This is a genomic window from Pseudomonas sp. KBS0707 (assembly GCF_005937945.2).
Taxonomy (GTDB): domain Bacteria; phylum Pseudomonadota; class Gammaproteobacteria; order Pseudomonadales; family Pseudomonadaceae; genus Aquipseudomonas; species Aquipseudomonas amygdali.
Map to the genome: position 1 here is coordinate 4382722 of NZ_CP041754.1, position 13373 is coordinate 4396094.

The window sequence follows — 13373 nt, forward strand, 5'->3', positions numbered from 1 at the left end:
CAAGGAAAAACAATGAACCTGCCTCCCCGCCAACAACAGATCCTCGAACTGGTCCGTGACCGTGGTTACGTCAGCATTGAGGAAATGGCGACGCTGTTCGTCGTGACCCCACAAACCATCCGCCGTGATATCAATCAACTGGCGGAAATGAATCTGCTGCGTCGCTACCACGGCGGCGCGGCCTATGACTCCAGCATCGAAAACACCGCCTACGCCATGCGTGCGGATCAGATGCGCGACGAAAAACAACGGATAGCCGAGGCCATCGCCGCGCAGATCCCGGACAACGCCTCGTTGTTCATCAATATCGGCACCACCACCGAATCCATCGCCCGCGCCCTGCTCAACCACAACAACCTGAAGATCATCACCAATAACCTGCATGTGGCATCGATCCTCAGTACCAAGGATGATTTCGAGGTGCTGATAGCGGGCGGCAATGTGCGTCGTGACGGCGGCGTCGTAGGCCAGGGAAGTATCGACTTCATTACCCAGTTCAAGGTGGACTTCGCCCTGGTCGGCATCAGCGGTATTGATGAAGACGGCAGCCTGCTGGATTTCGATTATCAGGAAGTACGGGTTTCCCAGGCGATCATCGCCAACGCACGCAAAGTGCTGCTGGCGGCTGACTCCAGCAAGTTCGGGCGTAATGCGATGGTCCGCTTGGGGCCAATCACCCTCATCGACTGCCTGGTAACCGATCAGCCACCTGTGCCCGCGCTGCAGCAGTTGCTGACTCAGCATAAGATTCGTCTGGAAGTAGTGTGATTGTCAGGAACGAGCGTTGTCCGCGAAAATGCATGCCGTTCTGGACACTCTGCGCCCTATCCTGAATATGAGGCGCGGCGCAGATGTGTGACGCAGAGCGCCGAATATCGTGCGACGCTCCGCGTCGCATGCCTTTCTGGACGCTCTGCGTCCTCGTGCGGCCAGAGCGTCGCGATCTGCATTCCCGCTGGAGCCTGAGACACGAGAGGTGTCTAGGCTGGCACGTGCAGAACGAAAAGCATCAGAAAGTACGATCATCCCGCGCATAACATCTCGCCCTACAATGTTCATTTTTGTTCTTTTCCTGACTCCACCATCAGTATTTTCAATCGATACGTGCTGGCAAGGGCAATTTTATTGAGCTATTATTTTCGAAAGTGAACATTAATGTTCAGATTCGCCTTTCGAGCTTTGCTCACGAATTGTCCAGGAGGCCACCAATGCCCCACACTACCGTGCCAACCCAACCCCTCTCCGAGGTTTACGACATCGCCGTTATTGGCGGTGGCATCAATGGTGTCGGTATTGCGGCGGATGCCTCCGGCCGCGGCCTGTCGGTTTTTCTTTGCGAAAAGGACGACCTGGCCAGCCACACGTCCTCGGCCAGCAGCAAGCTGATTCATGGCGGCCTGCGCTATCTTGAGCACTACGAATTCCGCCTGGTCCGCGAGGCACTCGCAGAGCGCGAAGTGTTGCTTACCAAGGCGCCGCACATCGTTAAACCCATGCGTTTTGTCTTGCCGCACCGCCCGCACCTGCGTCCAGCGTGGATGATTCGTGCCGGCATGTTCCTGTATGACAACCTCGGCAAGCGCGAAAAGCTGCCCGCTTCGAAAACCATTCGTTTTGGCGCAGACAGCCCACTGAACTCAAGCATCACCCGCGGCTTCGAATACTCCGATTGCTGGGTTGACGACGCTCGTCTGGTGGTGCTCAACGCCCTGGCCGCGCGTGAAAACGGCGCGCACATTCATACTCAGACTCGCTGTGTCAGCGCCCGCCGTATCAAGGGCATGTGGCATCTGCATCTTGAGCGCAGCGACGGCAGCCTGTTCTCGATCCACGCCAAGGCATTGGTCAATGCGGCAGGCCCGTGGGTGGCCAAGTTCATCCGTGAAGACCTCAAGCTCGATTCGGCTTACGGCATCCGCCTGATTCAAGGCAGCCACCTGATCGTGCCGAAACTGTACGAGGGTGAGCACGCGTTCATTCTGCAGAACGAAGACAAGCGCATCGTGTTCACGATTCCGTACCTGGAGCACTTCACCATCGTCGGCACCACCGACCGTGAGTATCAGGGCGATCCGAACAAGGTGGACATCACCGAAGGCGAGATGGATTACGTGCTGAAAGTGGCCAACGACCACTTCAAGAAACAGCTGAGTCGCGCAGACGTGCTCCACACATTCTCTGGCGTGCGCCCGCTGTGCAACGACGAGTCCGATAATCCGTCTGCCATTACCCGTGATTACACGCTTTCGTTGTCAGGCGGCGCGGACGAGGCGCCAATTCTGTCGGTGTTCGGCGGCAAGCTGACCACCTACCGCAAGCTGGCCGAATCGACGATGACGCAGTTGGCACCATTCTTCAAACAGATGAAACCGAGCTGGACGGCCAAGGCTGCTCTGCCCGGCGGCGAAGACATGAGCACGCCAGAAGCCCTGGCAGCAGAAATGACCCGGCGCTTCAGTTGGCTGCCCACGCCTATCGCCAAACGCTGGGCGATTACCTACGGCAGCCGCAGCTGGCGTTTGCTGGAAGGCGCGCAAGGTCTGGAAGACCTCGGCCAGCATCTGGGTGCAGGTCTGTACACTCGAGAGGTCGATTACCTGTGCGACCAGGAATGGGCTACCAGCATCGAAGACATCCTGTGGCGCCGTACCAAGCTTGGCTTGTTCACCACGCCTGAAGAACAGGCCGCTGTGCGCAGCTACCTGGAAACTGTTGTGCGCAACAAGGCCGCTATCGAGGCTGCCTGATAGCTCGCATACCACCTGTTCGCCCATCGCGCGGCGAACAGGTTTGTTCCTCTGCATCGCCCTCCCCCTGAATACTCCGTTGCATTCGGTTTTCCGAACATTTCGCTCTGCCTGATTCGGCTTCCCGGACGCTTCGATTCCGGGCGTCGCATTCAACCACGAATAAAATCCTTTAAATTCATAGCCTTGATTGATTCAAGCTGCTTGGCACGACTCATGCTCTACACTCTGAACCGAGCGTTTCGACAGGGCGTGTGTCTGGATCTGGACGCCGTTGAAGCATTCGCCAAGAAGCGGGCTGCCTCCCATTGCGGCCCCATCAATAAAAATGAAATCAAGGATTCATCAATGCGCATCGTTCCCCATCTGTTGGGCGTAGCAATCACTGCCGCTCTGATCAGCACCCCGGTTTTCGCCGCCGAACTTACCGGCACCCTGAAGAAAATCAAGGAATCCGGCACCATCACGCTGGGCCACCGTGACGCGTCCATTCCGTTTTCCTACATCGCAGACGCTTCTGGCGTACCGATGGGCTACTCGCATGACATCCAGCTGAAAATCGTCGAAGCCATCAAGAAAGACCTCGACATGCCTGACCTCAAGGTCAAGTACAACCTGGTAACGTCTCAGACCCGTATTCCGCTGGTTCAGAACGGCACCGTCGACGTTGAATGTGGTTCGACCACCAACAATGTCGAGCGTCAGCAGCAGGTCGACTTCTCCATCGGCATCTTCGAAGTCGGCACGCGCCTGCTGTCGAAAAAAGACTCCAGCTACAAAGACTTCGATGACCTGAAAGGCAAGAACGTCGTGACCACCGCGGGCACAACGTCCGAGCGCATCCTCAAGGCGATGAACGCCGACAAGCAGATGGGCATGAACGTGATCTCGGCCAAGGACCACGGCGAATCCTTCCAGATGCTTGAGTCTGGCCGTGCGGTCGCATTCATGATGGACGACGCGCTGCTGGCCGGCGAGATGGCCAAGGCCAAGAAGCCGGATGACTGGGCAGTGACCGGTACTGCGCAATCCTACGAAATCTACGGCTGCATGGTCCGCAAGGGCGATGCCCCGTTCAAGAAGGCAGTGGATGACGCCATTGTTGCCACCTACAAGTCTGGCGACATCAATGCCATCTACAGCAAGTGGTTCATGTCCCCCGTCCCGCCTAAAGGGCTGAATCTGAATTTCCCGATGAGCGACAAGCTCAAGGAACTGATTCAGAACCCGACCGACAAGGCCGCAGAAGACAAGAAAGCCTGAGCAACCGGTTCAGCCAGCCTGAACTGATCGCATCCCGAGCAGGCAAAACCTGTTCGGGACCGGCTCCTCACTCTCGAAGTCCGACAGTGCGTGCATCTCGATATAAAATAGAAAAATAGGGGGAGACCCTGATGAATTACAACTGGGACTGGGGCGTGTTCTTCAAGTCCACCGGCGTCGGCAGCGAGACCTATCTGGACTGGTTCATATCCGGCCTGGGCTGGACCATCGCCATTGCTGTCGTTGCATGGATCATTGCCCTGATACTGGGTTCGGTACTGGGCGTCATGCGCACCGTACCAAGCCGTCTGGTATCGGGTATTGCCACGGTATACGTGGAAATTTTCCGTAATGTGCCACTGCTGGTGCAGCTGTTCATCTGGTACTTTCTGGTGCCCGACCTGCTGCCGGAAAACCTGCAGGAGTGGTACAAGCAGGACCTCAACCCGACTACCTCCGCGTTCCTGAGCGTGGTGGTCTGTCTGGGTCTGTTTACCGCTGCACGGGTCTGCGAACAGGTGCGTACCGGCATTGAAGCACTGCCAAAGGGCCAGGAATCGGCCGCGCGTGCAATGGGCTTCAAGCTGCCGCAGATCTACTGGAACGTGCTGTTGCCACAGGCTTACCGGATCATCATTCCACCGCTCACTTCCGAATTCCTGAACGTGTTCAAGAACTCGTCGGTAGCATCGCTGATCGGCCTGATGGAGCTGCTCGCGCAGACCAAACAGACCGCCGAGTTTTCCGCCAACCTGTTTGAAGCCTTTACGCTCGCAACCCTCGTCTACTTCACGCTGAACATGAGCCTGATGCTGCTGATGCGCATGATCGAGAAGAAAGTCGCTGTACCCGGACTCATCTCGCTGGGGGGCAAATAATGGACTTCACTGGAATCGTTCCGGCCATTCCCGGCCTGTGGAACGGCATGGTCATGACCCTCAAGCTGATGGCAATGGGTGTTGTCGGCGGCCTGGTGCTTGGCACTTTGCTGGCGTTGATGCGCCTGTCATCAAACAAGCTGCTGGCCAATGTGGCTGGCGCTTACGTGAACTACTTCCGTTCGATCCCGCTGCTGCTGGTGATCACCTGGTTCTACCTCGCAGTGCCATTCGTGTTGCGCTGGATTACCGGTGAAGACACGCCCATCGGGGCCTTCGCCTCATGCGTCGTGGCCTTCATGATGTTCGAAGCCGCGTACTTCTGCGAAATCGTCCGTGCCGGCGTGCAGTCGATTTCCAAAGGACAGATGGGCGCAGCCCAGGCGCTGGGCATGAATTACTCGCAGATGATGCGACTGATCATCCTGCCCCAGGCGTTTCGCAAGATGACGCCGCTGTTGCTGCAACAGAGCATCATTCTGTTCCAGGACACCTCTCTGGTGTACACCGTGGGCCTTGTGGACTTTCTCAATGCATCGCGCTCCAGTGGCGACATCATCGGGCGCGCCAACGAGTTCCTGATCATTGCCGGTCTGGTGTATTTCACGATCAGCTTTGCCGCCTCGCTGCTGGTGAAGCGTCTGCAAAAAAGGTTTGCCGTATGATTTCCATCAAAAACGTCAACAAATGGTATGGCGAGTTCCAGGTGCTGACCGATTGCAGCACCGAGGTCAGCAAAGGTGAAGTGGTTGTGGTGTGCGGGCCCTCCGGTTCCGGCAAGTCGACCCTGATCAAATGCGTGAATGCGCTGGAACCGTTTCAAAAAGGCGACATTGTCGTCGACGGCACATCGATTTCCGACTCGAAGACCAACCTGCCAAAACTGCGCTCGCGGGTCGGCATGGTGTTTCAACACTTCGAACTGTTCCCGCACCTGAGCATTGTCGAAAACCTGACCATCGCGCAGATCAAAGTACTGGGTCGCAGCAAGGCCGAAGCGACCGAAAAAGGCCTGAAATTGCTGGACCGCGTCGGTCTCTCCGAGCATGCGCACAAGCATCCCGGGCAGCTTTCCGGTGGTCAGCAACAGCGTGTTGCCATCGCTCGCGCCCTGGCGATGGACCCGGTGGTCATGCTGTTTGACGAACCGACGTCTGCGCTGGACCCGGAAATGGTCAACGAAGTGCTCGACGTGATGGTGCAACTGGCGCACGAAGGCATGACCATGATGTGCGTGACCCACGAAATGGGCTTCGCTCGCAAGGTCGCCAATCGGGTGATTTTCATGGACAAGGGACAGATTGTCGAAGACTGCGAAAAAGAAGAGTTTTTCGGTGACGTCAGCGCACGTTCGGAACGCGCTCAGCAATTTCTCGCCAAGATTCTCCAGCACTAGGTAATGCCGGCTGCCTGCGCATTCGCGGGCAGCTGTTCGGTTCAGGACGACTGTGATGAAATGCGACCCCACTCTGTATCGCGCCGCGCCGCCATCACTCGCCGTGAAACCTCGTCTGATACGCCAACTGTTTTTACCGCCACTGATCCTCATGCTGATGATCGGACTGGGCTATATCGCCTACCTGATCAGCGAACACAGCGGTATCAAGAGCCTGCGCGAGACCGGTGAGCGCCAGCTGGAGCTGCATGCCCGCACGGTCGAGAGCGAAATCAGCAAATACACCTATTTACCCAGCGTGCTGGAGCTTGAATCCAGCGTGTCGCAGCTGCTCAACAAGCCAAGTCCCGAGCTTCAGCAGCAGGTCAACCGTTATCTGGAAGGGATGAACCGACGCAGCGGCAGCCGCGCCATTTATGTGATGGACACCACCGGCCGAGTGCTGGCCACCAGCAATTGGCGTGATTCCGACAGCTATCAGGGTGAAGACCTGTCCTTCCGTGCCTATTTTCAGGACGCTGTGCGCGGCCTGCCTGGCCGTTTTTACGGCATCGGCACCACCACGGGCGAATCGGGCTACTACCTGGCCCACGGGCTGGAAGACAAAGGCCGGATCATCGGCGTCGCCGTGATCAAAGTACGCCTTGAAGCACTGGAAGAACGCTGGCAGCGTGCGCGCCTGGAGGCGTTTGTCAGCGACGAGAACGGCATCATCATCCTCTCGAGCGACCCGGCTCGGCGCCTGAAGTCAGTACGACCGCTCACCCCGCAGGTCAAGGAACGCCTGGCCCGTAGCCTGCAATATTACTGGTGGCCGCTTAACGAACTGGTGCCACTGGAGCGGGAAACCCTCTCCGAAGGCGTCGAAAAGCTTGTTTTCCCGGCCAACGTCAGTGTCGATCGGGAGCACAAGCAGGTCAGTTATCTGGCCCAGAGCCGTCCGCTGAGCGATACAGCCTGGCACCTGACGCTGCTTACGCCACTGGAAGACCTGCGCCGTGAAGCGGCCAATCAGGGCATGCTGGTAGCTGTGGCCTGCGCGCTGGTGACCTTTCTGCTGATTGCCTGGAACGAGCGGCGCAAGGTGATCTCGACCCGACTGGCGGCCAGAGAGGCGCTGCAGGCTGCGAACAATGAGCTGGAACGCAAGATCGCCGAGCGTACCGAACACCTGCGAGCCAGCAACGAACGCCTCAAGGCGCAGATTCGCGAACGAAGACAGGCTGAAGACACCCTGCGCAGAGCCCAGGACGAGTTGGTGCAAGCTGGCAAGCTGGCAGCCATCGGCCAGATGTCGACCAGCATCACTCATGAATTGAACCAGCCTCTGGCGGCATTGCGCACCTTGTCCGGCAACACCGTGCGTTTTCTTGAGCGAGGCGCGCTGGACACCGCCAGTGCCAACCTGCGCACCATCAATGATCTGGTCGACCGCATGGGCCGCATTACCGCCAGCCTGCGCGCATTCGCCCGACGCGGCGACGACCAGGGCCAGGCGCAACTGAGCAAGGCCGTCGAGGCGGCGGCGCAGTTGCTGGGCGTACGCCTGGAGCAGTCTGGCCTGACGTTACACCGAGACTTCGTCGACGCCACCCTGAGCATCGACCAGACCCGCCTGGAACAGATCCTGGTCAATCTGATCGGCAATGCGCTGGACGCCATGTTCAACCAGCCAGCGCCCGAATTGTGGCTCACCGGGTCAATTGAAGACGGGCGTTATCGCTTGCGGGTACGTGATAACGGGCACGGCATCGATACCGAAACCCGCAAGCACCTGTTCGAACCTTTCTTCACCACCAAACCCGGCGAACAAGGCCTGGGACTGGGCCTGACCCTGTCGGCGAGCCTCGCCGCCGCAGCCGGGGGCAGCCTGAGCGCAGAGCACCCAGGTGACGGCGGCACAACATTTGTCCTGAGCCTGCCATTTGTCCCCGATGCCCCGACCGACAATCGCCCGAGCGGCCCCGGCCCAGGTGGACTGACATGAGACGACACCCATGAGCATCAACAGCGACCTGACCGTGCTGATCGTCGAAGACGACCCGCATGTGTTGCTCGGCTGCCAGCAGGCGCTGGCGCTGGAAGACATTGCCAGCGAAGGCGTATCAAGCGCCGAAGACGCCCTCAAGCGCATCGGTGAGAATTTTGCCGGTATCGTCATCAGCGACATTCGTTTGCCGGGTATCGGCGGGCTGGAATTATTGAGCCGCCTCAAGGCGCGTGACAGCAGCCTGCCGGTGGTGCTGATCACCGGCCACGGCGACATCACCATGGCCGTCAACGCAATGCGCGATGGTGCTTACGATTTCATGGAGAAACCCTTTTCTCCCGAGCGCCTGGTCGACGTCACCCGGCGCGCGCTGGAGCAGCGCGGGCTGGCCCGGGAAGTCTGGGCCCTGCGCAAGCAACTGGCCGAACGCGATTCGCTGGAAGGCCGGATCATCGGCCGCTCCCCCTCCATGCAAAACCTGCGCGCATTGATTACCAACGTCGCCGATACGTCGGCCAATGTGCTGATCGAAGGCGAGACCGGCACCGGCAAGGAGCTCGTCGCGCGCTGCCTGCACGACTTCAGCCGACGCAAGGACAGTCAGTTCGTGGCACTCAATTGCGGCGGGCTGGCAGAAAGCCTGTTCGAGTCGGAAATTTTCGGTCACGAAGCCAATGCATTTACCGGCGCGGGCAAGCGGCGCATCGGCAAGATCGAACACGCCCACAATGGCACGCTGTTTCTTGATGAAGTGGAAAGCATGCCGGTCAACCTGCAGATCAAACTGTTGCGCGTCCTCCAGGAACGAACTCTGGAGCGGCTTGGTTCGAACCAAAGTGTTGCAGTGGATTGCCGGGTCATTGCGGCGACCAAATCCGACCTCAATGCACTGAGCAAGACCAGTCAGTTCCGCAGCGACCTGTATTACCGTCTGAACGTCGTCACGCTGGAGCTGCCGCCATTGCGTGAGCGCCGCGAAGACATTCTGCAACTGTTCGAACACTTCCTGCAGTTGTCGTCATTGCGCTTCGACCGTGAGCCGCCGACGCTGGACAGACAGACCAGTTCAAGCCTGATGAGTCACGACTGGCCGGGTAACGTGAGGGAGCTGCGCAACGTAGCCGAGCGGTTTGCCTTGGGTCTGCCGGCGTTCAAACAGGCAGGCACGGTCAGTGAAAATCAAAGCCTGGGGTTTGCCGAAGCGGTTGAGGCCTTCGAACGATCCCTGCTCAGCGAGGCCCTGCAACGCAGCGGCGGCAACCTCAGCCAGGCCAGTCAGGAACTGGGCATGGCCAAGACCACCTTGTTCGACAAGGTCAAGAAATACGGGCTTTGAGCACTGTGTCCAATCTTGAGTGTGCGGTATCGCGCAGATCTGTGACGCAGAGCGTCACCCACTGCATTCCCACGCTGGAGCGTGCGGAACGATAGGCCTCCGCACGACACCGACCCTGCACAGGCAGTGCGTTACTTCGACTCGCTGAGCATCTGCCGGATCGCGCTGACGAACACTTCAACCGGCTGCCCGCCCGATACCGCGTACTGGTCGTTGAAGACCATGGTCGGCACGGAGGTGATACCGCGGGATGTCCAGAGCTGCTCGGCTTCGCGGACCTCTGCGGTGTACTCGCCGCTGTCGAGGATGGCCTGAGCACGCAAACGGTCCAGGCCGACCTTCTGCGCTACGTCTGCCAGAGTCTGGTGGCTGGACGGGTCTTTCAGGTCACTGAAATAGGCTTCGAACAGCGCCTGCTTCAATGCGTACTGCTTGCCTTGTTGTTCGGCCCAGTGCAACAGGCGATGAGCATCGAACGTGTTGTAGATACGTCGCTCGCCCTTGGCAAAGGTGAAGCCCAGCTCGGCACCGCGCTCACGAATTGTCTCGTGAATGCTTTCGATCTGTTCTGGCGTAGAGCCATATTTTTCGGCGATGTGCTCTTTGATGTCCTGCCCTTCGGCAGGCATGTTCGGGTTCAACTCGAAAGGCTGGAAGTGGATGTGCGCTTGCACTTCATCACCCAGCGCCTCCAGCGCCTGATCCAGCGCGCGCAGGCCGATGACACACCAGGGGCAGGAAACATCGGAGATGAAATCGATCTTCAGTGCAGTCGTCATGTCGGCCCTTTTCAGTCAGCAGATTCAATAAGCAAGGGCCATACGATACACCTCTGTCAGTGCCTGACAACCGGGCAGGGTTTACAGTTGGGCAAGGCTGCGACCGTCTTCATGCTGGGCTTTCAGGTACGGCAGCACCGCCCCGAGCAACGGTGCCTTGAAGGCTTCCTGAAAACGGTGCGCCAGCCCCGGAATCAGGCGCAACTGGCTGCCCTGAATATGCGCGGCCACGTGCACACCATGCATGACCGGCAACAATGGATCAGCCGTGCCATGCACCACCAGAACCGGCAGGCGCAGACGGTTCAGCAACTCCACCCGGCTCGGCTCGGCCAGAATCGCCATGATCTGACGCTTGACGCCCTCGGGATTGAAGGCCCGGTCGTAGGACACCGCAGCCTGATGCAGCAATTGCTGGCGATCGTCCTTGACCTGCGGGCTGCCAAGCGCTGCAAGCAGATCAGCCTGTTGCTCGATGGCCATTTCCCGGTTGGGCGCGCCGCGCCAGCAGTTGCATCAACGCCGCACTGGGCATCGGCAAGCCCTGCGCACCGGAGCTGGTCATGATCAGCGTCAGGCTTTCGACCCGCGACGGGGCCAGATCGGCCAGGTGCTGGGCAATCATGCCGCCCATGCTCGCGCCAAGAACGTGAAACTGGCGAATCTGCAAGGCGTCCATCAGGCCCAAGGCATCATCGGCCATATCGGTCAGCGAATACGGCGCAGAGACCGGCAGGCCCAGCTTGTAGCGCAGCACTTCAAAGGTCAGGTTGGCCTCGGCTGGCTGTTGCACCCAGGTAGACAGACCGACGTCGCGATTGTCGTAGCGAATCACCCGGTAACCCTGCTGACACAGCGCAACCACAACCTCGTCCGGCCAATGAATCAACTGCCCGCCCAGGCCCATTACCAACAGCAAGGCAGGGTCGGACTCACTGCCGATGCTTTGATAGGCAATTCGTACCTCTTTAAGGTCAGCATGCTGTACAGGAACATCGACATCACAACGATCGGCCGCAAAAGACGGCAAGCCGCACAGAAGCGCGGCCAGAAAAATTAAAACCCGCATGAAAAACACCAAAAAACAGATCCCCAGTAGGCCGCGAGTCTGATGATGTTTCGCCAAGCGCGCTGCCACACTTGCGTGACAGTTTGATGAATGGCGCTGAGCGGTCGTTAATCGGGTGTTGCGTTACGCGGCGAACTGATCCGCCACCATCAGGTTTTCTCCAAAACGGGCGCGCGCTTCGAGGAGTGACTCCTGGTGCCAGCCCGAATGCGTGTCGCACTCGCCCAAGGACAGGACCTTGTAAACCGGCAGACGATCAAACACCGGAGCCAGCAGCTCCGGTTCGGTCACGCTGTCCAGATGCAACCCTGCAACCGGCAACAAGGCCGCGACACCCAGGTTGGGCCGCAGGTCACCGTGATAAAGGCCAATGAGCTTCTTCAACGGCGAATACTGAAGAATGTGATAGGCACGTTCGAAGGCGTTGCTCCATGCCAGCAGCAGGTCGAGCGCCAGGATCGGTTCGTCGATCTGAATCCACTCGACACCGCGCGCCGCCAGACGCCCGAAGATCTCGCCATACACCGGCAGCAGATGCTCCAGCAGGTCGAGGCGATCTACCTGGTCACCCTGAACGTCACTTAGCCAGAGCAGTGTCAGAGGGCCGATCAATGCGGGCTTGCGGCCTTGCTCGCACGCTTCGGCGACGCTCGCCAGCAGCGGTGCCCAAGCGGGCTGAAAACGCTGGTCGCGTTTCAGGTGTGGCACCTGCCGCGGGTAACGCGCCATCAACCAGCTGCGCAGTTCGGCGTCAGTTGTCGCAACACCCTGATCCTGTTTCCAGAAAGCCTGCAGAGCGTACTGCAATTCACGGTCTGCGCCAATGTGAAAATAGTCAGGGTGTTGAGTCAGGGCCACGATGCGTCCTCCATAAAAGATGGGTCTATTGTCGACAGCTGACACAACATGAGACAAACTCATTTTTTTCGTGTTGATCACAAATACTGCTCATGGAGCACTGACGGTGCTTGAAATACGCCACCTCAAAACCCTGCACGCCCTGCGCGAGGCCGACAGCCTTGTGGAGGCCGCCGACCGCCTGCATCTGACGCAGTCGGCGCTGTCCCATCAGTTCAAGGAACTGGAAGAGCGCATGGGCATGCCGCTGTTTGTGCGCAAGACCAAACCGGTACGGTTTACCAGCGCCGGTCTGCGCCTGCTGCAACTGGCCGATTCCATGCTGCCGCAACTGCGCAGTGCCGAGCGTGACATCGCCCGTCTGGCAGGCGGCACCGCGGGAAGGCTGCACATGGCAATCGAATGCCACAGCTGTTTTCAGTGGCTGATGCCGACCATCGACCAGTTCCGCGATGCCTGGCCCGAGGTCGAACTGGACCTGTCTTCCGGCTTCTCGTTTGCACCATTGCCCGCGCTGGCGCGTGGTGACCTGGACCTGGTGGTGACGTCCGACCCGCTGGAATTGCCCGGCATCACCTACGTGCCGCTGTTCACCTATGAAGCGATGCTGGCGGTGGCCAATCAACACGCGCTGGCGGGCCGGCCGTACATTGTTCCGGAAGACCTGCTCAGCGAAACGCTGATCACCTACCCGGTGGAGCGCGACCGGCTGGACATCTTTACCCGTTTTCTGGAGCCCGCCGATATCGAGCCTGCACAGGTACGAACCTCGGAATTGACGGTGATGATGATGCAACTGGTCGCCAGCGGACGCGGGGTCTGTGGCATGCCGCACTGGGCGCTGCATGAATACAGCTCACGCGGCTATGTGAAGGCCAAGCGCCTGGGTGAGAAAGGGCTGTTCGCAACGCTGTATGCCGGTATTCGCGCCGACATGCTCGACGCACCGTACATGCGCGATTTCCTGCTGACCGCCAAGGACACCTCGTTTTCGACGCTGGACGGGGTTAGCGTGGTTCGCTGACAGTATCGTCCTGCGCCAAGGCACAGGACGACA

The 13373-nt window shown here is 58.9% G+C and carries 11 protein-coding genes and 1 pseudogene; 9 read left to right on the top strand and 3 right to left on the bottom strand.

Annotated elements, in window-relative coordinates; all coding sequences use genetic code 11:
- The first annotated feature begins 12 nt into the window (after positions 1-12).
- From FFH21_RS20790 to FFH21_RS20830, 8 genes are all read left to right on the top strand, one after another.
- Positions 13-768 carry a DeoR/GlpR family transcriptional regulator gene (locus FFH21_RS20790; protein ID WP_011169330.1) on the top strand — a complete coding sequence of 252 codons (756 nt, stop codon included), beginning with the start codon at positions 13-15 and terminating at the stop codon, positions 766-768.
- Positions 769-1208: 440 nt separating this feature from the next.
- On the top strand, positions 1209-2747 hold the full coding sequence (glpD, locus tag FFH21_RS20800) for a glycerol-3-phosphate dehydrogenase (RefSeq protein WP_011169331.1): 1539 nt from the start codon (positions 1209-1211) through the stop codon (positions 2745-2747).
- A gap of 348 nt (positions 2748-3095) precedes the next feature.
- Complete coding sequence (locus FFH21_RS20805) at positions 3096-4010, top strand: glutamate/aspartate ABC transporter substrate-binding protein (protein WP_004664079.1); 915 nt, start codon at positions 3096-3098, stop codon at positions 4008-4010.
- A 131-nt stretch (positions 4011-4141) separates the two neighbouring features.
- Positions 4142-4888, top strand: coding sequence for an amino acid ABC transporter permease (locus FFH21_RS20810; RefSeq protein ID WP_054073219.1), 747 nt, complete (start codon positions 4142-4144; stop codon positions 4886-4888).
- Positions 4885-5553: an amino acid ABC transporter permease gene (locus tag FFH21_RS20815; RefSeq protein ID WP_170947361.1), complete on the top strand. Its 669-nt coding sequence runs from the start codon at positions 4885-4887 to the stop codon at positions 5551-5553. Before FFH21_RS20810 ends, FFH21_RS20815 begins: the two co-directional genes overlap by 4 nt.
- On the top strand, positions 5550-6284 hold the full coding sequence (locus FFH21_RS20820; protein ID WP_004658197.1) for an amino acid ABC transporter ATP-binding protein: 735 nt from the start codon (positions 5550-5552) through the stop codon (positions 6282-6284). The genes FFH21_RS20815 and FFH21_RS20820 overlap by 4 nt, the downstream gene beginning before the upstream one ends.
- Before the next feature lie 55 nt (positions 6285-6339).
- The gene (locus tag FFH21_RS20825) at positions 6340-8271 is read left to right on the top strand and encodes an ATP-binding protein (RefSeq protein WP_054088549.1); all 1932 of its coding nucleotides are present in this window, start codon (positions 6340-6342) and stop codon (positions 8269-8271) included.
- A 10-nt stretch (positions 8272-8281) separates the two neighbouring features.
- On the top strand, positions 8282-9610 hold the full coding sequence (locus FFH21_RS20830) for a sigma-54 dependent transcriptional regulator (protein WP_011169334.1): 1329 nt from the start codon (positions 8282-8284) through the stop codon (positions 9608-9610).
- A gap of 131 nt (positions 9611-9741) precedes the next feature.
- On the opposite strand, the gene FFH21_RS20840 is transcribed toward FFH21_RS20830, so the two are convergent.
- The 3 genes and pseudogenes from FFH21_RS20840 to FFH21_RS20850 all read right to left on the bottom strand — a co-directional run bounded on the left by FFH21_RS20840 (position 9742) and on the right by FFH21_RS20850 (position 12316).
- On the bottom strand, positions 9742-10389 hold the full coding sequence (locus FFH21_RS20840) for a DsbA family oxidoreductase (RefSeq protein WP_002554869.1): 648 nt from the start codon (positions 10387-10389) through the stop codon (positions 9742-9744).
- A gap of 81 nt (positions 10390-10470) precedes the next feature.
- Positions 10471-11458 (bottom strand): annotated as a pseudogene (locus FFH21_RS20845) (alpha/beta fold hydrolase).
- A gap of 123 nt (positions 11459-11581) precedes the next feature.
- A complete protein-coding gene (locus FFH21_RS20850; protein WP_041924620.1) occupies positions 11582-12316 on the bottom strand; it encodes a 5-methyltetrahydropteroyltriglutamate--homocysteine methyltransferase in 735 nt (244 codons plus the stop codon).
- Positions 12317-12422: 106 nt separating this feature from the next.
- Between FFH21_RS20850 and metR the strand changes: the two genes are divergently transcribed.
- The gene (gene metR / locus FFH21_RS20855) at positions 12423-13340 is read left to right on the top strand and encodes a transcriptional regulator MetR (protein ID WP_004658202.1); all 918 of its coding nucleotides are present in this window, start codon (positions 12423-12425) and stop codon (positions 13338-13340) included.
- The last annotated feature ends 33 nt before the right edge of the window (positions 13341-13373 follow it).